The following is a 21,689-nucleotide window of genomic DNA, read 5'->3' as shown; positions in this document are numbered from 1 at the left end:
GCCGACGACTACGTTGAGGTGAAGAGATGCCGTTGACCCCCGAGGACGTGCGGAACAAGCAGTTCACGACCGTCCGCCTCCGAGAAGGCTATGACGAGGACGAGGTCGATGCCTTCCTCGACGAGGTCGAAGCCGAACTGACCCGCCTGCTCCGCGAGAACGAGGACCTGCGCGCCAAGCTGGCCGCGGCCACGCGTGCCGCCGCGCAGAACCAGCAGAACATGCGCAAGCCCCCGGAGCAGCAGGACCAGCAGCAACAGCAGCAGGGCATGCGCGGTCCGGGCGGTCCCGTCCCCGCCGGCATATCGGGCCCGCCGCAGCAGCAGATGGGTGGCCCCATGGGTGGTCCGCCCCAGCTGCCGAGCGGTGCCCCGCAGCTGCCCGCCGGTCCCGGCGGTCAGGGCGGCCCCCAGGGTCCCGGCCCGATGGGCCAGGGTCCGGGTCCCATGGGCCAGCCCCCGATGCAGCAGATGGGCGGCCCGATGGGCGGCCCCATGGGCGGTCCGATGGGCGGCCCCGGTCAGCAGGGTCCCGGTGGCGACAGCGCCGCCCGTGTCCTGTCGCTGGCCCAGCAGACCGCCGACCAGGCGATCGCGGAGGCCCGTTCCGAGGCCAACAAGATCGTCGGCGAGGCCCGTTCGCGTGCCGAGGGTCTGGAGCGTGACGCCCGTGCCAAGGCTGACGCCCTGGAGCGGGACGCGCAGGAGAAGCACCGCGTCGCGATGGGCTCCCTGGAGTCCGCCCGCGCCACGCTGGAGCGCAAGGTCGAGGACCTGCGCGGCTTCGAGCGCGAGTACCGCACGCGCCTGAAGTCGTACCTGGAGTCGCAGCTGCGCCAGCTGGAGACCCAGGCCGACGACTCGCTGGCCCCGCCGCGCACCCCGGCGACCGCGTCCCTCCCGCCGTCCCCGGCGCCCTCGATGGCTCCGGCCGGCGCGAGCGCCCCGTCGTACGGCGGCAACCAGACGATGGGCGGCGCCCCTTCGCCGTCCGCCCCGTCCTACGGTGGCCAGCAGCAGATGTCCCCGGCGATGACCCAGCCCATGGCGCCGGTGCGTCCGCAGGGTCCGTCGCCGATGGGTCAGGCGCCCTCGCCCATGCGGGGCTTCCTGATCGACGAGGACGACAACTGACGGCCTGACGGCCGGTAGTACGGCGTAGCGGTCGGCAGCGTTCAGGGCGAGGCCCCGGGATCCCTCCCGGGGCCTCGCCCTTGTGCTACGCGCGTTCGCCTGCTCACCCGCCGGCGTTCGGCCGTACGCACCTGCGTTCACCGTCCGCGGCCTCGTTCCGCGTACACAACGCCGAAGGCCCGGTCCCGCCGAGATGTTCGGCGGGACCGGGCCTTCGACGGTGCGGCGGTTACGCCTTGCGCAGGCGGAACGTGAGGGTCAGGCCCTCGTCGGTGAAGGACTCCCCGTAGGCGCCGTCCGCCTCGCCCTGGGCGAAGTCGACGGCGAGCACCTCGTCGGCGATCAGACCGGCGTGGTCGGTCAGGGCCTCCACCGTCGCCCGGTCCGTGGCGGTCCAGCGCAGCGCGATGCGGTCGGCCACGTCGAGGCCGCTGTTCTTGCGAGCCTCCTGGATCAGGCGGATCGCGTCACGGGCGAGGCCCGCGCGGCGCAGCTCCTCGGTGATCTCCAGGTCCAGGGCGACCGTCGCACCGGAGTCGGACGCCACCGACCAGCCCTCGCGCGGGGTCTCGGTGATGATGACCTCGTCGGGGGCCAGCGTGACGGTCTCGCCATCGACCTCGACGGACGCCGTGCCCTCGCGCAGCGCCAGGGACAGGGCGGCCGCGTCCGCGTTCGCGACGGCCTTGGCCACGTCCTGGACGCGCTTGCCGAACCGCTTGCCCAGCGCGCGGAAGTTGGCCTTGGCCGTGGTGTCCACCAGGGAACCGCCGACCTCGCTGAGCGTCGCCAGGGACTCGACGTTCAGTTCCTCCGTGATCTGCGCGCGCAGTTCGGTGTCCAGCGTCTCGAAGCCGGTCGCCGCGATCAGCGCGCGGGACAGCGGCTGCCGGGTCTTGACGCCCGACTCCGCGCGCGTGGCGCGGCCCAGTTCGACCAGGCGGCGCACCAGCACCATCTGCCTGGACAGCTCCGGGTCGATGGCGGACAGGTCCGCCTCCGGCCAGGACGACAGGTGGACCGACTCGGGGGCGCCCGGGGTGACCGGGACGATCAGGTCCTGCCAGACCCGCTCGGTGATGAACGGGGTCAGCGGGGCCATGAGCTGCGTCACGGTCGCGACGACCTCGTGCAGGGTGCGCAGCGCGGCCTTGTCGCCCTGCCAGAAGCGGCGGCGGGAGCGGCGCACGTACCAGTTGGACAGGTCGTCGACGAACGCGGACAGCAGCTTGCCGGCGCGCTGGGTGTCGTAGGCGTCCAGCGCCTGGGTGACCTGGTCGGTGAGGGCGTGCAGCTCGGACAGCAGCCAGCGGTCCAGCACCGGGCGGTCGGCCGGGGCCGGGTCGGCCTCGGACGGGGCCCAGTTCGACGTACGGGCGTACAGGGCCTGGAAGGCGACCGTGTTCCAGTACGTCAGGAGCGTCTTGCGGACGACCTCCTGGATGGTGGTGTGGCCCACGCGGCGGGCCGCCCAGGGGGAGCCGCCGGCCGCCATGAACCACCGGACCGCGTCGGCGCCGTGCTGGTCCATCAGCGGGATCGGCTGCAGGATGTTGCCCAGGTGCTTGGACATCTTGCGGCCGTCCTCGGCGAGGATGTGCCCGAGGCAGACCACGTTCTCGTAGCTGGACTTGTCGAAGACCAGCGTGCCGATCGCCATCAGCGTGTAGAACCAGCCGCGGGTCTGGTCGATGGCCTCGCAGATGAACTGCGCCGGGTAGCGGGCCTCGAACAGCTCCTTGTTCTTGTACGGGTAGCCCCACTGCGCGAACGGCATCGAGCCCGAGTCGTACCAGGCGTCGATCACCTCGGGCACGCGTGTGGCGGTCTTCCCGCAACCGCCCTGCGGGCAGGCGAAGGTGACCTCGTCGATGAACGGGCGGTGCGGGTCCAGGCCCGACTGGTCGGTGCCGGTCAGCTCGGTGAGCTCGGTCAGGGAGCCGACACAGGTGAGGTGGTCGTCCTCGCAGCGCCAGATGGGCAGCGGGGTGCCCCAGTAGCGGTTGCGGGACAGCGCCCAGTCGATGTTGTTGTTCAGCCAGTCGCCGTACCGGCCGTTCTTCACCGTGTCCGGGAACCAGTTGGTGCCCTCGTTCTCCGCGAGGAGGCGGTCCTTGACGGCGGTGGTGCGGATGTACCAGGACGGCTGGGCGTAGTAGAGCAGCGCGGTGTGGCAGCGCCAGCAGTGCGGGTAGCTGTGCTCGTACGGGACGTGCCTGAAGAGCAGGCCGCGCTCGTCCAGGTCGGCGGTGAGCTTCTCGTCGGCCTTCTTGAAGAAGACGCCGCCGACGAGCGGGACGTCCTCCTCGAAGGTGCCGTCCGGGCGGACCGGGTTGACCACCGGCAGGCCGTAGGAGCGGCAGACCTTGAGGTCGTCCTCACCGAAGGCGGGGGACTGGTGGACCAGACCCGTGCCGTCCTCGGTGGTGACGTACTCGGCGTTGACGACGAAGTGCGCCTCGGCCGGGAATTCCACCAGCTCGAACGGGCGCTGGTACGTCCAGCGTTCCATCTCGGCGCCCGTGAAGGTCTCGCCGGTGGTCTCCCAGCCCTCGCCGAGCGCCTTGGCGACCAGCGGCTCGGCGACGACGAGCTTCTCCGAACCTTCTGGACCCTTCGTCGCGACGACGTAGGTGACCTCGGGGTGGGCGGCGACGGCCGTGTTGGACACCAGGGTCCACGGGGTCGTCGTCCACACCAGCAGCGCGGCCTCGCCGGCGAGCGGGCCGGAGGTGAGCGGGAACCGGACGAAGACCGAGGGGTCGACGACCGTCTCGTAGCCCTGCGCCAGCTCGTGGTCGGACAGGCCCGTACCGCAGCGGGGGCACCAGGGGGCGACGCGGTGGTCCTGGACCAGCAGGCCCTTGTTGAAGATCTCCTTCAGCGACCACCAGACCGACTCGATGTACTCGGGGTCCATCGTGCGGTACGGGTCGTTCAGGTCGGTCCAGTAACCCATGCGGGTCGTGAGCTCTTCGAAGGCGTCCGTGTGCCGGGTCACCGACGCACGGCACTTCTCGTTGAACTCGGCGATGCCGTACGCCTCGATGTCCTGCTTGCCGGAGAAGCCGAGCTCCTTCTCGACGGCGAGCTCCACCGGGAGGCCGTGGCAGTCCCAGCCGGCCTTGCGGGCGACGTGGTAGCCGCGCATGGTGCGGAAGCGGGGGAAGACGTCCTTGAAGACGCGGGCCTCGATGTGGTGGGCGCCGGGCATGCCGTTGGCGGTGGGCGGGCCCTCGTAGAACACCCACTCGGGGCGGCCCTCGGACTGCTCCAGGCTCTTGGCGAAGATCTTCTGCTCGCGCCAGAAGTCGAGCACGGCGTGCTCGAGGGCGGGCAGGTCGACCTGGGCGGGTACCTGGCGGTACGTCGGCGATGTCATCAGCGGGCTTCCTCCGGCGGACTTGCTGCCTTCCGTCCGGAGGGACGAGAGCTACGTCTGCCTGCGCCGCCTTCGGCGCGCTCCCGCGGTACCACCCTCCTTGGCCCCCCGGCACGGGGTGTGCGCCGGTGAGCCCCCTCATTGGGGTCGCGATGCCGGGTCTACTGGCCGCTGCCTGGGCTGCGGCGTTCTTCCGGCGGCTCCGGGGTGATCTTCACGTCGCGCTCGCCCCCGGGCTCCCACCGTCCCCGGGTCGCTCTGGGCTGCGTACGCCGCTACTCGTCCCCATCCACGCTTCTCGCTCCGCCCAGTGTACGGCGCCGGGCGGGCGGCGGCCGACCCGCTTTTCCGGGCCGGGCGGGGGCCGCCCGGAGGGCCGGGAGGTCCGCCGGGGGTGGAATGGGTTTGATGACCCGATTGGAGCGGGTATGGGTGTTCGGATCCTGGGACGCCCTGACCGGCGGATTACCAGGCGGGGAGCTGGGCACAACGGATGCAGGTCCGCCGCGCGGCGTGCGCGAGGCGGGCGAATCGGGCGGTGTGCCCCGTTGCCGCGGGACTCGAGTCGATTTATCGTCCCAGCACGATTCGCGAGCAAGATCACAATATGTGAAGGGGCCGCGGCCATGGTGGCGAAGAAGACCGCCGTACAGCAGCCGGCGTCCGGCAGATCCGCGGGGTCCGCCGGCGGCGCGGCCAAGGACGTCGGCGGGAAGAAGTCCGCGCAGGCGGGGCCGGCGGGGCGGGCGGCGAAGGGGGCGGCGCAGAAGGCGACCGAGGGGGCGAAGGCGGTCGTCCGCAAGACGAAGGCGGCGGTGAAGAGGACCTCCCCGGGCGGTACGGACGCCGAGAGCGGGACGGACACCCCGGGGGCGACCGAGGGCGGGAAGGCGGCGACGGAGGCCCGGAAGCCCGCGGCCGGCAAGGCGGCCGGGAGGGCGGCCGGAGGAGCGGCGCCCGTGGGGAAGGCGAGTGACGGCGAGGGCGGGCCGGTCCCGAGGCGGTCGGCGTCCGCGGCGGCGGTTGCGCGGAAGCCCGCCGGCGGGGAGCCCGCGGCCGGAACGGCCGCGGCCCCCAGGACCACCGCCAAGAGGGCCACCTCCGAGAAGGCCACTCCCAAGAAGGCCACCCCCAAGAAGGCTTCCGAGAAGGCCACCCCCAAGAAGGCTTCCGAGAAGGCCACCGCCAAGAAGGCCGACGCCGGGAAGGCGACGGGCAAGGAGGCCGCTGCCACGAAGACGCCGGGGAAGAAGAAGACCCCGGCGCGCAAGACGGCGGGCGGCACGGCGAGGGCGGGGGAGACCGCCGCGGAGAAGGGCGCCCGGGGCGTCGCCGGGCAGGGCGCCGCGGACACGAGCACCACCACGCAGGGCGCGACCGGGAAGGGCACTGCCCGGACCGGCGCGGTCACACAGGACACGGCCGGCAGCAGCACGGCCAAGAAGGCGGGCGCGGCCCACGCCGCGCAGCAGACGGGAGCGACCACGGTGGGTGCGAAGAAGACTCCTGGCGCGGCGACGGCGGCCAAGACCGCCGTGCCGAAGGCGCGCGGCGCGGCCGAGCCCGGTGAACTCGCGGTACGTCCGGGCGAGGACCCCTGGACGGCGGAGGAGGTCGACGAGGCGCGGTCGGAGCTGATGTCGGAGGAGACGCGGCTGCGGGAGGAGATCGCGTCCTCGGAGCGGTCGCTGGCCGGTCTGATGCGGGACTCCGGTGACGGCGCCGGGCACGACGAGGCCGACACCGGCAGCAAGAACATCACGCGCGAGCACGAGCTGGCCCTGGCCGCCAACGCGCGCGAGATGCTCGACCAGACCACGCGCGCGCTGGAACGCCTCGACACGGGCACCTACGGCCTGTGCGAGAACTGCGGCAACCCCATCGGCAAGGCCCGGATGCAGGCCTTCCCGCGGGCCACGCTGTGCGTGGAGTGCAAGCAGAAGCAGGAGCGCAGGTACTGACCGGGGCCGAATGCCTCCTGAGCACGTGGATCGCGGCGGGCGTGTCGTACCCTCGTGCTCAGTCAGGCACCTAGGCGAGGGACTCACGTGGCAGAGGCGGAGCGCATCATCGGTACGCCGGACACTCCGGACGCGGCCGGGGCCGGGCGGGAGCGGCCCGGCGAGGACGCGGCGCCGGGCGGGCGCTCCGGTTCCGAGGGCGCTCCCGCCGCAGGGTCCGGCACCGACCGGACCCCGGCGGCCGCCGGCGCCGACGGGGCCGAAGGGTCCGAGGCCGCCGGGCGGCCCCGGGGCAGGCGCCGGATCGCGGTCCTGTTCGCGGTGGCCGCCTTCGCCTACGCCCTGGACCTGGTCAGCAAGCTGATCGTGGTGGCGAAGCTGGAGCACCACCCGCCGATCGAGATCGTCGGGGACTGGCTGAGGTTCGAGGCGATCCGCAACGCGGGCGCGGCCTTCGGCTTCGGCGAGGCCTTCACCGTGATCTTCACCGTGATCGCGGCGGCGGTGATCGTGGTGATCGCCCGCCTGGCCCGCAAGCTGTACAGCCTGCCCTGGGCGATCGCGTTGGGGCTGCTGCTCGGCGGTGCGCTGGGCAACCTCACCGACCGGATCTTCCGGGCTCCCGGCGTCTTCGAGGGCGCGGTCGTCGACTTCATCGCGCCCAAGCACTTCGCCGTGTTCAACCTGGCCGACTCGGCGATCGTGTGCGGCGGCATCCTGATCGTGCTGCTGTCGTTCAAGGGGCTCGACCCCGACGGGACCGTCCACAAGGACTGAGCGCGCGTACGGCCCTGCCGGAGCCGTCCGGCATACTCGACGGGTGAGCACGATTCCCGAGATCCGTACCCTGCCCGTGCCCGACGGCCTGGAGGGCGAGCGCGTCGACGCCGCCATCTCCCGCATGTTCGGCTTCTCCCGGACCAAGGCCGCCGAGCTGGCCGCCGCGGGGAAGGTCACGGTCGACGGGTCGGTGGTCGGCAAGTCGGAGCGCGTGCACGGCGGCGCCTGGCTGGAGGTCGAGATGCCGCAGGCGCCCGCGCCGGTGCAGGTGGTGGCCGAGCCGGTCGAGGGCATGGAGATCGTCCACGACGACGACGACGTGGTCGTCATCGTCAAGCCGGTCGGTGTGGCCGCGCACCCCTCGCCCGGGTGGACCGGCCCGACCGTCATCGGGGGCCTGGCCGCCGCCGGGTACCGGATCTCGACGTCCGGGGCGGCCGAGCGCCAGGGGATCGTCCACCGCCTCGACGTCGGCACGTCCGGCCTGATGGTGGTCGCGAAGTCGGAGTACGCGTACACGTCGCTCAAGCGCCAGTTCAAGGAGCGCACGGTCGACAAGCGGTACCACACGCTGGTCCAGGGCCATCCCGACCCGACCAGCGGCACCATCGACGCGCCCATCGGCCGGCACCCCCAGCACGACTACAAGTGGGCGGTCACCGCCGAGGGCAAGCCCTCGGTGACCCACTACGACCTCATCGAGGCGTTCCGCGCGGCGTCCCTGCTGGACGTGAAGCTGGAGACCGGCCGCACCCACCAGATCCGCGTCCACATGGCCGCCCACCGCCACCCGTGCGTCGGCGACCTGACCTACGGCGCGGACCCGACGCTCGCCAAGCGCCTGCGGCTGACGCGGCAGTGGCTGCACGCCGTGCGCCTGGGCTTCGAGCACCCCGGGGACGGCCGGTGGGCGGAGTTCTCCTGCGACTACCCGGAGGACCTCCAGCAGGCCCTGGACCAGGTCCGGGAGGAGACGTACGCGTGAGCACGGAGACGTACGTCGTGCGGGTCGCGGAGGACGCGGCGGACCGTGAGGCGTGCTTCGCGGTGCGCAAGGAGGTCTTCGTCGGCGAGCAGGGCGTTCCCGAGGACCTCGAGTACGACGCGTACGACGCCGGGGCCGTGCACGTGCTGGCCGTCCGGGAGGACGGGGTGCCGCTGGGGACCGGGCGGCTGCTGTGGGGAGCGGCGGCCGTGGCGCAGACCGGTGCGGACCCGTCCGTGGGGTGTCTGGGCCGGCTGGCGGTGACGGCTCACGCGCGTGGGCTCGGGGTCGGGACCGCCCTGGTGCGGGCCGTCGAGGAGGCGGCACGCGCCCGCGGGCTCGCGGCCATGGATCTGCACGCGCAGACGCACGCGCTCGGCTTCTACGCGCGGCTCGGCTACGCGCCGTACGGGCCGGAGTACCTGGAGGCCGGCATTCCGCATCAGGGGATGCGGCGTTCCCTCTGAGCCGTCCCGGGCGGTGCCGCGGGGGGTGCCGAAACGGTTTGCCCAGGCAGTCGCGTGGCAGTCTTGAGATCAGTCGTGTGCACCTCTGACCTCCCGGAGCGCTGACCGTGGATCAGCTGGCCCTGCTGTTCGTCCTGCTGCTCGGGGCCGTGATCAGTGTTCCGCTCGGGGACCGGCTCGGCGTCCCCGCTCCGGTGCTGATGACGCTCCTGGGCATCGTCCTGGCCCTGCTGGAGTTCGTCCCGAACGTCGAGATCCCGCCGGACCTGATCCTGCCGCTGCTGCTGCCGCCCCTGCTGTACGCGGCCGTACGGCGTACCTCGTGGCGGCAGTTCACGGCGAACAAGAGACCCATCTTCCTGCTGGCCGTGGCGCTGGTGTTCGTCACCATGGTCTGTGTCGCCGCCGTGGCCGACGCGATCGTGCCGGGCCTGCCGCTGGCCGCCGCGTTCGCGCTCGGGGCGCTGGTGGCGCCGCCCGACCCGGTCGCCGCGACCGCCGTGGCCGGCCAGCTCGGGCTGCCCCGCCGCCTGGTGTCCATCCTGGAGGGCGAGGGGCTGTTCAACGACGTCACGGCCATCGTGCTCTACCACGTGGCGATCGCCGCCGCCGTCAGCGGGACGTTCTCGCCCTGGAAGGCCGGTCTGGACCTGGTGCTGTCGGCCGTCGTCGCGGTGGCCGTGGGGCTCGCGCTCGGCTGGGGCGCCAACAAGCTGATGGACCTCCTCGGCGACGCGGTCCTGCAGATCGGGCTGACCCTGCTGGTGCCCTACGCCGCCTACGTGATGGCCGAGGAACTGCACGGCTCCGGCGTGCTCGCCGTGCTGACCACCGCGCTGTTCCTCGCCGAGCACGGCTCCGACGCCGACGACGTCATGACGCGGCTGGCCGGGCACACCTTCTGGAACATCGTCGACACCCTCGTCACCGGTGTCGCGTTCGGGCTGGTCGGCCTGGAGCTGCACAACGCGATCAACACCGCCTCCGGGCGGTGGGGCGAGCTGCTCGGCTGGGCGGCGATCGTGGTGTGCGTGGTCGTGTTCGTACGGCTGCTGTGGCTGCTGCCGGCGACGTGGCTGACCAAGCGGCTGCACGCGCGGCGGGACTACGACGAGGACATCCCCGTCAGCTGGCGCGAGACCGTCGTCATGTGGTGGGCGGGGATGCGCGGGGTCGCGTCCGTCGCACTGGTGCTGGCGATCCCGCTGGAGACCGACAGCGGCGCCCCGTTCCCCAGCCGCGACGAGATCATCTTCATCGCCTTCGGCGTGATCATGGCCACGCTGGTGTTGCAGGGCCTCACCCTGCCCTGGCTGGTGCGGCGCCTGGGCGTGAAGGCCGACACCGACCACGAGAAGGAGTTCGCCAAGTCCCTGGCGCTGCGCGCCGCCAAGGCGGCCAAGGAGCGGCTGCGGGAGATCGAGGAGGACGAGGAACTGCCGGAGGAGCTGTCCGAGCAGATGCTGCGCCGGGCCATGGACATCGCGGTGCGCATCAGCCCGGAACTGGCCGAGGACGAGCGCCGCGAGGCGTACCGGGAGCGCGCCCGGCGGGTGAAGCGGGTCCGGCAGCTCCAGCAGCAGATGCTCAGCGCGGCACGCCACGAGGTGCTGTCGGCGCGCAGCGAGCCGGGCGCCGACCCGGAGGTGGTGGACCGGGTCCTGCGGCACCTGGACGTGCGCAGCCTGCGATGAGCTCGCGCCCGCCGCCTGACGGGTCGTAAGGTCGGGCGCATGGCACGCAACGTGGTGATCAGTGGTGGCGGCACGGGGATCGGGCTCGCGGCGGCGCGGGTCTTCGCGGCGGACGGCGACCGGGTGCTGCTGCTCGGCCGGCGGGCCGGGGTACTGGAGCAGGCCGGCGTGCCCGGCGCGCTGACCTACGCGGCCGATCTCGCCGAGCCGGACGAGGTGCGCGGAGTCGCCGCCTTCGTGCAGCGGGAACTGGGCGCCGTGGACGTGCTCGTCCACAGCGCCGGGGGCACCGGACTGCTCGAGGCGGACGCCGGGGGCGACGGCGACGCGCTGCGCGGTGTCGCCCACACCTGGACGGTCAACTTCCGGCTCAACCTGCTGACCGCCGTGCTGCTGACCGAGGCGCTGAAGCCGCGCCTGGCCGAGCCCGGCGGGCGGGTGCTGTTCCTCGGTTCCATCGCCGCCTACCGGGGGTCGGGCAGCGGGGCCTACGCCGCGGCCAAGGCCGGACTGCACCCGTACGCCCACGACCTGGCCCGGGAGCTGGGCCCGCGCGGCATCACCGTGAACGTCGTCGCGCCGGGGTACGTCGAGGACACCGAGTTCTTCGGGGACGCGATGGCCGCCGAGCGGCGGGAGCGGCTCATCTCCGAGACGTCCACCGGGCGGGCCGGGACCCCCGGCGACGTCGCCGGGACCCTGCACTGGCTGGCCTCACCGGGCGCCCGGCACGTCACCTCGCAGATCATCCAGGTCAACGGCGGCGCCGAGCGCGGCCACTGACCACGCGAGCACGCGGGAGGGCCGCCCGCGTGCTCGCGGGCGGCCCTCCCGATCGGGGGCGCGGGCCGGGCTCAGCGGTCGGTGCGGCCCGAGCCGTGGTACCGGCGCTGCGGCACCGGCACGGCGTCGTGGGAGAAGCGGTGGCCGTTGCGGGACGGGGGCAGGACCGCGTCGGCGGTGTTCACCCGCGGCAGGGCGTAGGGGTGCTCCGCGGTCAGCCAGCGGATCATCTCCTCGCGGACGGTGACCCGGACGGTCCAGATGTCGTCGGCGTCCTTGGCCGTCACCAGCGCCCGCACCTCCATGGTGCTGGGTGTGCTGTCCGTCACGGACAGGCTGTAGGCGCGGCCGTCCCAGGCCGGGCACTCGCGCAGGATGTCGCGGAGCTTGTCGCGCATCGCCTCCACGGGCGCGGAGTGGTCGACGTGCCAGAACACGATGCCGGTCATCTGCGGCGTGCCGCGCGACCAGTTCTCGAACGGCTTGGACGTGAAGTACGACACCGGCATGGTGATCCGGCGCTCGTCCCAGGTGCGGACGGTCAGGAACGTCAGCGTGACCTCCTCGACCGTGCCCCACTCGCCGTCCACCACCACCGTGTCCCCGATGCGCACCATGTCGCCGAAGGCGATCTGGAAGCCGGCGAACATGTTGCTCAGCGTGGACTGGGCGGCGACACCGGCGACGATCCCGAGGATTCCGGCCGAGGCCAGCAGGGACGCGCCCGCCGCCTTGAACGCCGGGAAGGTCAGCAGCATGCTCGCCGCTGCCACCACGCCGACGATCGCGGACACCACCCGCATGATGAGCGACACCTGGGTGCGCACCCGGCGCACCCGGGCCGGGTCCCGGTGCGCCCGGGCGTGGGCGTACCGGCTGTAGGACGTCTCGACGATCGCCGCCGCGATCCGGATGACCAGCCAGGCGGTGGACCCGATCAGCACCAGCGTCAGCGTCCGGCCGACGGCCTCCTCGCGGCTCTGCAGCAGCTGCGCCTGGTCGTAGGACCCTCTCAGCAGGGCGGCGCACAGCACGAGCTGGTAGGGGATGCGGGCACGGCGGAGCAGACCCCACAGCGGGGTGTCGTGGTGCCGTCGGTCGGCCTTGCGCAGAAGGAAGTCGGTGGCCCAGCCGATCACCAGCGTGAGCACGACCGAGCCACCGACCACGATCAGCGGTCGTAGCAGGTTCTCCATGCCACCGAACCTAACCGGCTCACCGGGGGCATGAACATGTGACTTCCACTGCGTCCTGGGTACTGCCGTGATCCCGGGCCCCCACACCCGGCTGGCACCATGGCCCCATGAACATCATGCTCTTTCACTCCACCTACGGGCTGCGGCCCGCCGTCCACCAGGCCGCCGACCGGCTGCGGTCGGCCGGGCACCAGGTGTGGACGCCCGACCTCTTCGAGGGGCGCACGTTCGAGGCGGTCGAGGAGGGCATGGAGCACAAGGAGAAGATCGGCAAGGACGAGCTGCTGAGGCGGGCGGTGCTGGCCGCCGCGCCCTACTCGGAGCGCGGGCTGGTCTACGCGGGGTTCTCGCTCGGCGCCTCCGTGGCGCAGACCCTCGCCCTCGGCGACGACAAGGCGCGCGGCCTGCTGCTCCTGCACGGCACCTCGGACATCGCCCCGGGCGCCACGGCCGAGGACCTGCCGGTCCAGCTGCACGTGGCGGAGCCGGACCCCTTCGAGACGGACGACTGGCTCAGTGCCTGGTATCTGCAGATGGGCCGCACCGGAGCCGACGTCGAGGTGTACCGGTACGCCGGGGCCGGTCACCTCTACACCGACCCCGACCTGCCGGACTACGACGCGGAGGCCGCCGAGACCACCTGGCGGGTGGCGCTCGGCTTCCTTGAGACCCTGTAGCCGTTACACCGGGTCGTAGGTGCGCTCGAGCTTCTGCGTGCCGCTGCGGGTGCGGTACGAGCGGGACCACTTGGCCGTCGCGTCGCGCTTGGCGCGGTCGGAGACGACGTAGAAGTCCATCTGCGCGCGCTCGGCCGTCAGGTCCAGGACGCCGAAGCCGTGCCGGTCGGTGTCGACCCAGTGCACGTGCCGGTTGGCCGCGCGGATCACCGGCGAGGCCACCGCGGAGACCGTGCCCTCCGGCACCTTCACGATGTCGTCGAGGTTGTCCGAGGTGACCGAGGTGACGACGAACTCCGTCGCGGCCGACGGGGACAGCGGGTAGGTGCCGGCGTCGACCGGCACGTCGTTGGCCCACGCCATGTGGATGTCGCCGGTGAGGAAGACCGTGTTGCGGATGGCGTTCGCGCGCAGGTGGGCCAGGATCTCGCGGCGGTCGTCGGTGTAGCCGTCCCACTGGTCGGTGTTGAGGGCGAGGCCCTCCTGCGGCAGGCCCAGCAGCTTGGCGAGCGGCTTCAGCAGGTCGGCGGAGAGCGAGCCGATGGCGAACGGCGAGATCATCACGGAGTTGCCGACCAGGCGCCAGGTGGTGTCGGACGCCTTCAGGCCCGCCTTGAGCCAGTCGAGCTGGGCGCGGCCCGTGAGGGTGCGGTCCGGGTCGTCGACCTCGCCGTTGCCGACCTTGACCTGCTGGGAGCGGAACGAGCGCAGGTCGAGCAGCGAGAGGTCGGCCAGCTTGCCGAAGCGCAGCCGGCGGTAGGTGGTGCCCGCGAGGGCGGGGCGCACGGGCATCCACTCGAAGTAGGCCTGCTTGGCGGCGGCCTGGCGGGCGGACCAGGTGCCCTCGGCGCCCTCCGTGTGGTTCTCCGCGCCGCCCGACCAGGTGTCGTTGGCGAACTCGTGGTCGTCCCAGATCGCCACGACGGGGGCCGCCGCGTGCAGCGCCTGGAGGTCCGGGTCGGTCTTGTAACGGGCGTGCCGGGTGCGGTAGTCGGCCAGCGTGACGATCTCGTGCGCCGGGGCGTGCGGGCGGACGACCTTGCCGCGGGTGCCGTACTCGCCGGTGCCGTACTCGTAGATGTAGTCGCCCAGGTGCAGCCAGGCGTCCAGGTCGCCGCGGGCCGCGAGGTGCCGGTACGGGGAGAACCAGCCGGCCTCCCAGTTGGCGCAGGAGACCACGCCGAAGCGCAGGCCCGTGACGGCCGCGTCGTGCGCGGGGGCGGTGCGGGTGCGGGCGGCGGGGGAGTCGGTGCCGCCGGCGGAGAAGCGGAACCAGTAGTCGGTGGCCGGCTCCAGACCGCGGATGTCGGCCTTCACGGTGTGGTCGGAGGCGGCCGTCGCGAGGGTGGAGCCCTTGGCGACGATGTGCGTGAACGCCTTGTCCCGGGCGACGATCCAGCCCACCTCGGTGTCCGGGCCGGTACCCGAGCCCGGTATCGCCTCGGGGACGGGCGTCACACGCGTCCACAGCAGGATGCCGTCCGGCAGGGGGTCCCCGGAGGCGACGCCGTGCAGGAAGGCGGGGGTCTGGTCCACGGCGCGGGCGGGCAGGGTTGCCGCCAGCGGCCCGGCCAGGACAGCAGTCGCCGCCGCGGCCTTGACGACCGTACGGCGGCGTGGAGTGAGGGAGTTGAGGCCCTCGGACGTGTTCGATGATCTGTATCGACTGGTCACGGCCGATCAGGTTACCGGTCGGTATGACCCACGGCGGGCGAACTCCGGAAGTTCGCCCGCTGTTTGAGCAGTCGCTGCTCACATCCCCCCGGCCGGCCCGCACGCGGCGCCGCTCCGTGCTACGGCGGACCGGGCACGCGGACCGGCCGGGGGTGCGTCCGCTGCGGCTACTTCTTGAGCGCGGCGTCGATCGCCTTGTTGAAGTCGGCGGTGGTCATCGGGGCGCTCTGGCCGTCGCTGCCGGTGACCTTCTTGCCGTCCATGACCAGCGAAGGCGTGCCCTGGAAGCCGTACTTCTCGCCGTCGGCGTCGAACTTCTCGCCCATGACCAGCGCCCACTTGTCGTAGGTGCCCTTCTTGACCGCCGTCTGGAAGGTCTTGTTGCCCTTCAGGCCGTCGACGGAGTTCGCCACCTTGATCAGGTAGTCGTCGTCCTTGAACTTGTCCTCGGTCTCCTCCGGGTGGAACTTCGTCGAGTACAGCGCCGTCTTGTACTCCAGGAAGGCCTCGGGACTGACGTTCAGCGCGGCGCCGAGCGCGCTCAGGGCGTTCTTGGAGCCCACTCCCGGCAGGTTCCTGTCGATGAACGTCGCACCGACGAACTGGATCTTGTACTTGCCGTCCTCGACGTCCTTGTCGACGGTCGGGCCGACGGCCTGCTCGAACGCGGCGCAGGCCGGGCAGCGCGGGTCCTCGTACATGACGAGGGTCTTGTCGGCGCTGTCCTTGCCGATGACGACCGTGGTGCCGTCCTTGCCGGACGTGTTCGCCGGCTTGACGAGCTTGGCGTCCTTGGCGGCGTCCCATCCGTCGGGCTTGTTGGCCTGGACGACCGCGTAGCCGATGCCGCCGGCTATCGCCAGGACGGCGACGATCGAACCGGCGACGATGACCTGCCGCCTGGTCTTCGCGCGCTTGGCCTCGCGCTCGCGCTCGACGCGCAGCCGCTCGCGGGCCGCCGTCTTGGCCGCCTGGCTGTTCCGCTTGCTCATGGTGGTGTTCTCCAGTGGGGGACGCGCACACGCCGGTGCGCGGACTGCGTGAGGGGGACTGCGGGTGCTCGGGGTGTGCCTCAGACGAGGGCGGGCGAGCACGGCGGTCCACGCCGTCCCAGGGAGTACGCGAGGAGCCGGCCGCGGGCGCCGGCCCCGCGGCGGGCCGCGGGTGCGGCCGGCCGGCGTCCGGCGGGGGACCGCTCCACCGCGACCGCGGCGACCGCCAGCAGCAGCGGCCGGAACGTCGTCGCCGCCACCGCCCGCAGCAGCTGCGCGAGGGCACGCTCGCCCCGGCGCAGCCAGAGGGCGGCCGTGAGGCCGACCCCGAGGTGCGCACCGAGCAGCAGCCAGGCCGTGGCCGGGTCGGCGTGGGCGATCGTGGCGGCGAGCCGCTCGGTGCCGGTGGCGTCGGCCACCCGGGCCAGCGGACCGCCGACCTCGCCGCCGCCGCAGAGCACCTCCAGGCCGACCGAGCGCAGCGGGCCCGCGACCGGGCCGCCCGCCCGGCCGTAGCAGGCGTGCTGGCCGGTGGTGAACACGGTGTCGGCGGCCAGCTCCAGCGGGACCAGCAGGGCCGCGATCCGCGCGAAGGAGCGCTCGCGGCCCGCCAGGGCGAACGCGAGGGCGAACACGGCGGCGGCGACCGCGGTCACCGTGCCCACCGGCAGCGGGACCCGCGACAGCAGCACGTGCGACGCGGTGCTGAGCGTCACGACCACGGCCGTGAACAGCGCCGCGCGTACGGCTCTGAGCGGGATCCCGGATATGTCCATAGCGATAGGAGAGTCTGTCACGCGGGCCGGTAAGAGACCCCTAAAGGGTGCCTGTGAAAGGTGCCGTTCGTCACAGCCCCGGGATGCGGCCGTTGCGGAACAGGTCCACGAAGATCTGGTGGTCGGCCCGCGCGCGGGCGCCGTAGCCGTGGGCGAAGTCCACCAGCAGGGGCGCGAAGCCCTCCTCGTCGGCCGCGATCGCCGCGTCGATGGCCCGCTCGGTGGAGAACGGCACCAGGGACTCGCCGGACTGGTCGTCGGCCGCCGCGTGCATGGCGGCCGTCGCCCGGCCGAGGTCCGCCACCACCTGCGCGATCTCCTCGGCCTCGTCGATGTCCCCCCAGTCGAGGTCCACCGCGTACGGCGAGACCTCGGCGACCAGCTGGCCCGCGCCGTCCAGCTCCGTCCAGCCCAGCCACGGGTCGGCGTGCGCCTGCAGGGCCCGCTGGGAGATGACCGTGCGGTGCCCCTCGTGCCGGAAGTAGTCGCGGATCGCCGGGTCGGTGATGTGCCGGGAGACCGCCGGGGTCTGGCCCTGCTTGATGTAGATCACCACGTCGTTCTCCAGGGCGTCGCTGTGCCCCTCCAGCAGGATGTTGTACGACGGCAGCCCCGCGGAGCCGATGCCGATGCCGCGCCGGCCCACGACGTCCTTCACGCGGTAGGAGTCCGGACGGGTCAGGGAGTCGTCCGGGAGCGTCTCCAGGTAGCCGTCGAACGCGGCGAGGACCTTGTACCGCGTGGCCGCGTCCAGCTCCACGGAGCCGCCGCCCGGCGCGAAGCGGCGCTCGAACTCGCGGATCTCCGTCATCGACTCCAGCAGCCCGAACCGGGTCAGGGAGCGGGCGTCGCGCAGCGCGTCCAGCAGCGGGCCCTGCGCGGTGTCCAGGGTGAAGGGCGGCACCTCGTCGCTCTTGGCGCCGGTCGCCAGCGCGCGTATGCGCTCCCGGTAGGCGACGGCGTAGACCGTCACCAGCTCGGAGATCTGCTCGTCGCTGAGCGCCTTGGCGTACCCGATCAGCGCGACGGAGGCGGCGAAGCGCTTCAGGTCCCAGGTGAAGGGACCGACGTAGGCCTCGTCGAAGTCGTTGACGTTGAAGATCAGGCGGCCGGTGGAGTCCATGTACGTGCCGAAGTTCTCCGCGTGCAGGTCGCCGTGGATCCACACGCGCGAGGTGCGCTCGTCCAGGTACGGCAGGCCGGGCGTGCTCCCGGCCCGCCCGGCGTCCTTCTCCTCGTCCAGGTCGTGGTAGAAGAGGCACGCCGTGCCCCGGTAGAAGGCGAACGCCGAGGCCGCCATCTTGCGGAACTTCACACGGAACGCGGCCGGGTCGGCGGACAGCAGCCGGCTGAAGGCGGTGTCGAAGACGGCGAGGATCTCCTCACCGCGTTGCTCGTCGCTGAGCTGCGGGAACGACATCGCTGGGTGCCTCCTGGTGCAGACGTCTGCGGGCGGCGGGTCCGCCCCTTGCCTAACGTGCGGTGGCCGGCGGGAGTGCCCGCGACCCACGCCGAGACGGTACGCGGGTCAGCCCTCCGGCTGTCGGTGCCGAGGCATAGACTTCGACGCTGTCCCCCAGACTGTCCGCAGCCTGTCGGGCCCCGTCCGCCCACGTCTTCCCTGGAGGCCGCAGCCGTGTCGAAGCCGCCGTTCACGCACCTGCACGTCCACACCCAGTACTCGCTGCTGGACGGTGCCGCGCGGCTGAAGGACATGTTCGACGCGTGCAACGAGATGGGCATGTCGCACATCGCCATGTCCGACCACGGCAACCTCCACGGGGCGTACGACTTCTACCATTCCGCGCAGAAGGCCGGGATCACCCCGATCATCGGCATCGAGGCGTACGTCGCGCCCGAGTCCCGGCGCAACAAGCGCAAGATCCAGTGGGGCCAGCCGCACCAGAAGCGGGACGACGTCTCCGGTTCCGGCGGCTACACCCACAAGACGATGTGGGCCGTGAACAGCACCGGTCTGCACAACCTCTTCCGGCTCTCCTCCGACGCGTACGCCGAGGGCTGGCTGCAGAAGTGGCCCCGGATGGACAAGGAGACCATCTCCCAGTGGTCCGAGGGGATCGTCGCCTCCACCGGCTGCCCCTCGGGCGAGGTCCAGACCCGGCTGCGGCTCGGCCAGTTCGACGAGGCCCTCAAGGCCGCATCCGACTACCAGGACATCTTCGGCAAGGACCGCTACTTCCTGGAGCTGATGGACCACGGCATCGACATCGAGCACCGCGTCCGCGACGGCCTGCTGGAGATCGGCAAGAAGCTCGGCATCCCCCCGCTGGTCACCAACGACTCGCACTACACCTACGCGCACGAGGCGACCGCCCACGACGCGCTGCTGTGCATCCAGACCGGCAAGAACCTCTCCGACCCGGACCGCTTCAAGTTCGACGGCACTGGCTACTACCTCAAGTCCACGGACGAGATGTACGCCATCGACTCCTCGGACGCCTGGCAGGAGGGCTGCGCCAACACGCGCCTGATCGCCGAGATGGTCGACACGACCGGCATGTTCGAGAAGCGCGACCTGATGCCGAAGTTCGACATCCCGGAGGGGTACACGGAGGTCAGCTGGTTCCGCGAGGAGACTCTGCGCGGCATGCACCGCCGCTTCCCGGACGGCATCCCGGACGACCGCATGAAGCAGGTCGAGTACGAGATGGACACCATCATCTCGATGGGCTTCCCGGGCTACTTCCTCGTGGTCGCCGACTTCATCATGTGGGCCAAGAAGCAGGGCATCGCGGTCGGCCCCGGCCGAGGCTCCGCGGCCGGCTCGATCGTCGCCTACGCGCTCGGCATCACCGACCTCGACCCGATCCCGCACGGCCTGATCTTCGAGCGGTTCCTCAACCCCGAGCGCATCTCCATGCCCGACGTCGACATCGACTTCGACGAGCGCCGGCGCGTCGAGGTGATCCGGTACGTCACCGAGAAGTACGGCGCCGACAAGGTCGCCATGATCGGCACGTACGGCACCATCAAGGCCAAGAACGCGATCAAGGACTCCGCGCGCGTGCTGGGCTACCCGTACGCGATGGGCGACCGCATCACCAAGGCCATGCCCGCCGACGTCCTCGGCAAGGGCATCCCGCTCTCCGGCATCACCGACCCGAACCACCCGCGCTACAGCGAGGCCGGCGAGGTCCGCGGGATGTACGAGAACGAGCCGGACGTGAAGAAGGTCATCGACACCGCCCGCGGTGTGGAGGGCCTGGTCCGGCAGATGGGCGTGCACGCGGCCGGCGTGATCATGTCCAGCGAGACCATCACCGACCACGTCCCGGTCTGGGTGAGGCACACCGACGGCGTGACGATCACGCAGTGGGACTACCCGAGCTGTGAGTCGCTCGGCCTGCTGAAGATGGACTTCCTCGGCCTGCGCAACCTCACGATCATGGACGACGCCGTCAAGATGGTGAAGGCCAACAAGGGGATCGACATCGATCTCCTGAGCCTCCCGCTCGACGACCCCACGACCTTCGACCTGCTCCAGCGCGGCGACACGCTCGGCGTCTTCCAGTTCGACGGCGGGCCCATGCGCTCCCTGCTCCGGCTGATGAAGCCGGACAACTTCGAAGACATCTCCGCCGTGTCGGCCCTGTACCGCCCGGGCCCGATGGGCATGAACTCCCACACGAACTACGCGCTGCGCAAGAACGGGCAGCAGGAGATCACGCCCATCCACCCCGAGCTGGAGGAGCCTCTCAAGGAGGTCCTGGACGTCACCTACGGCCTGATCGTCTACCAGGAGCAGGTGCAGAAGGCCGCCCAGATCATCGCCGGTTACTCGCTCGGCGAGGCCGACATCCTCCGCCGCGTGATGGGCAAGAAGAAGCCCGAGGAACTGGCGAAGAACTTCGTGCTCTTCCAGGAGGGCGCCCGCAAGAAGGGCTTCAGCGACGAGGCCATCCAGGCGCTGTGGGACGTGCTGGTCCCCTTCGCCGGCTACGCGTTCAACAAGGCGCACTCCGCCGCGTACGGACTCGTCTCGTACTGGACGGCGTACCTCAAGGCGAACCACCCCGCCGAGTACATGGCCGCCCTGCTCACCTCCGTGAAGGACGACAAGGACAAGTCGGCCGTCTACCTCAACGAGTGCCGCCGCATGGGCATCAAGGTGCTCCCGCCGAACGTCAACGAGTCGATGTCCAACTTCGCCGCGCAGGGCGACGACGTGATCCTGTTCGGCCTGTCCGCCGTCCGCAACGTCGGCACGAACGTGGTCGAGTCGATCATCCGGTGCCGCAAGGCCAAGGGGAAGTACACCTCGTTCCCGGACTACCTGGACAAGGTGGAGGCGGTGGTCTGCAACAAGCGCACCACCGAGTCCCTGATCAAGGCCGGCGCCTTCGACTCCATGGGCCACACCCGCAAGGGCCTCACCGCCCAGTACGAGCCGATGATCGACAACGTGGTCGCGGTCAAGCGCAAGGAGGCCGAGGGGCAGTTCGACCTCTTCGGCGGCATGGGCGAGGCCGAGACCAGCGAACCGGGCTTCGGGCTCGACGTCGAGTTCTCCACCGACGAGTGGGACAAGACCTATCTGCTCGCCCAGGAGCGGGAGATGCTCGGTCTGTACGTCTCCGACCACCCGCTGTTCGGCCTGGAGCACATCCTGTCCGACAAGGCCGACGCGGGCATCTCCCAGCTGACCGGCGGCGAGCACGCGGACGGGGCGGTCGTCACCATCGGCGGCATCATCTCCGGCCTCCAGCGCAAGATGACCAAGCAGGGCAACGCCTGGGCCATCGCCACCGTCGAGGACCTGGCCGGCTCCATCGAGTGCATGTTCTTCCCCGCGACGTACCAGCTCGTCTCGACGCAACTCGTCGAGGACGCCGTGGTGTTCGTCAAGGGCCGGCTCGACAAGCGCGAGGACGTGCCGCGCCTGGTCGCGATGGAGCTGATGATCCCGGACCTGTCCAACGCCGGCGCGAACGCCCCCGTGGTCCTCACCATCCCGGCCACCCGGGTCACCCCGCCGCTGGTCAGCCGCCTCGGCGAGGTCCTCAGCCACCACAAGGGCGACAGCGAGGTCCGGATCAAGCTCCAGGGCCCGACCAAGACCACCGTGCTGCGGCTGGACCGGCACCGGGTCAAGCCCGACCCGGCGCTCTTCGGCGACTTGAAGGTGCTGCTCGGCCCGTCCTGCCTGGCCGGCTGAACCGCCGGCGCGG

Annotated in this window: 15 protein-coding genes; 9 read left to right on the top strand and 6 right to left on the bottom strand. The window is 71.5% G+C overall.

Translation table 11 applies throughout. The annotated features are described in order from the left end of the window. Nucleotides 1-26: 26 nt before the first annotated feature. Nucleotides 27-1,133 (top strand): DivIVA domain-containing protein, encoded by a 1,107-nt coding sequence (locus ACZ6ZN_RS08515; RefSeq protein WP_376323764.1) that lies wholly within the window; start codon nt 27-29, stop codon nt 1,131-1,133. Between the two features lie 229 nt (nt 1,134-1,362). Here ACZ6ZN_RS08515 and ileS read toward each other — a convergent pair whose 3' ends face one another. Then, nucleotides 1,363-4,515 (bottom strand): isoleucine--tRNA ligase, encoded by a 3,153-nt coding sequence (gene ileS / locus ACZ6ZN_RS08510; protein ID WP_469644350.1) that lies wholly within the window; start codon nt 4,513-4,515, stop codon nt 1,363-1,365. A gap of 626 nt (nt 4,516-5,141) precedes the next feature. On the opposite strand from ileS, the gene ACZ6ZN_RS08505 reads away from it, so the two are divergent. The 6 genes from ACZ6ZN_RS08505 (at nt 5,142) to ACZ6ZN_RS08480 (ending at nt 11,185) form a co-directional block, all read left to right on the top strand. Then, complete coding sequence (locus ACZ6ZN_RS08505; protein WP_469644347.1) at nt 5,142-6,476, top strand: TraR/DksA C4-type zinc finger protein; 1,335 nt, start codon at nt 5,142-5,144, stop codon at nt 6,474-6,476. Between the two features lie 87 nt (nt 6,477-6,563). Then, nucleotides 6,564-7,253, top strand: coding sequence for a signal peptidase II (lspA, locus tag ACZ6ZN_RS08500; protein ID WP_398112032.1), 690 nt, complete (start codon nt 6,564-6,566; stop codon nt 7,251-7,253). A gap of 43 nt (nt 7,254-7,296) precedes the next feature. Next, on the top strand, nt 7,297-8,241 hold the full coding sequence (locus tag ACZ6ZN_RS08495; RefSeq protein WP_398112030.1) for an RluA family pseudouridine synthase: 945 nt from the start codon (nt 7,297-7,299) through the stop codon (nt 8,239-8,241). Then, entirely contained in the window at nt 8,238-8,708 is a 471-nt protein-coding gene (locus ACZ6ZN_RS08490) for a GNAT family N-acetyltransferase (RefSeq protein WP_469644343.1), read from the top strand. Before ACZ6ZN_RS08495 ends, ACZ6ZN_RS08490 begins: the two co-directional genes overlap by 4 nt. A gap of 107 nt (nt 8,709-8,815) precedes the next feature. Further along, nucleotides 8,816-10,402: a Na+/H+ antiporter gene (locus ACZ6ZN_RS08485; protein WP_451878258.1), complete on the top strand. Its 1,587-nt coding sequence runs from the start codon at nt 8,816-8,818 to the stop codon at nt 10,400-10,402. Between the two features lie 39 nt (nt 10,403-10,441). Further along, nucleotides 10,442-11,185 carry an SDR family NAD(P)-dependent oxidoreductase gene (locus ACZ6ZN_RS08480; RefSeq protein WP_398112027.1) on the top strand — a complete coding sequence of 248 codons (744 nt, stop codon included), beginning with the start codon at nt 10,442-10,444 and terminating at the stop codon, nt 11,183-11,185. Nucleotides 11,186-11,256: 71 nt separating this feature from the next. On the opposite strand, the gene ACZ6ZN_RS08475 is transcribed toward ACZ6ZN_RS08480, so the two are convergent. Then, a complete protein-coding gene (locus ACZ6ZN_RS08475; protein WP_451878257.1) occupies nt 11,257-12,381 on the bottom strand; it encodes a mechanosensitive ion channel family protein in 1,125 nt (374 codons plus the stop codon). A 107-nt stretch (nt 12,382-12,488) separates the two neighbouring features. Here ACZ6ZN_RS08475 and ACZ6ZN_RS08470 point away from each other — a divergent pair, with 107 nt between their 5' ends. Then, a complete protein-coding gene (locus tag ACZ6ZN_RS08470) occupies nt 12,489-13,058 on the top strand; it encodes a dienelactone hydrolase family protein (RefSeq protein WP_398112025.1) in 570 nt (189 codons plus the stop codon). 3 nt (nt 13,059-13,061) lie between these two features. On the opposite strand, the gene ACZ6ZN_RS08465 is transcribed toward ACZ6ZN_RS08470, so the two are convergent. From ACZ6ZN_RS08465 to ACZ6ZN_RS08450, 4 genes are all read right to left on the bottom strand, one after another. After that, complete coding sequence (locus ACZ6ZN_RS08465) at nt 13,062-14,732, bottom strand: alkaline phosphatase D family protein (protein WP_469644338.1); 1,671 nt, start codon at nt 14,730-14,732, stop codon at nt 13,062-13,064. Between the two features lie 167 nt (nt 14,733-14,899). Beyond that, on the bottom strand, nt 14,900-15,724 hold the full coding sequence (locus ACZ6ZN_RS08460; RefSeq protein ID WP_469644335.1) for a thioredoxin domain-containing protein: 825 nt from the start codon (nt 15,722-15,724) through the stop codon (nt 14,900-14,902). An 80-nt stretch (nt 15,725-15,804) separates the two neighbouring features. Beyond that, nucleotides 15,805-16,500, bottom strand: a complete 696-nt coding sequence (locus ACZ6ZN_RS08455; RefSeq protein WP_398112022.1) for a hypothetical protein — start codon at nt 16,498-16,500, stop codon at nt 15,805-15,807. Nucleotides 16,501-16,570: 70 nt separating this feature from the next. Further along, a complete protein-coding gene (locus tag ACZ6ZN_RS08450; protein ID WP_398112021.1) occupies nt 16,571-17,920 on the bottom strand; it encodes a DUF2252 domain-containing protein in 1,350 nt (449 codons plus the stop codon). A 216-nt stretch (nt 17,921-18,136) separates the two neighbouring features. Between ACZ6ZN_RS08450 and dnaE the strand changes: the two genes are divergently transcribed. Then, the gene (dnaE, locus tag ACZ6ZN_RS08445; protein WP_398112020.1) at nt 18,137-21,676 is read left to right on the top strand and encodes a DNA polymerase III subunit alpha; all 3,540 of its coding nucleotides are present in this window, start codon (nt 18,137-18,139) and stop codon (nt 21,674-21,676) included. Nucleotides 21,677-21,689 lie beyond the last annotated feature (13 nt).

The organism is Streptomyces sp. NPDC053665, assembly GCF_055585285.1.
This window is presented reverse-complemented; position numbering and strand designations above follow the sequence as displayed.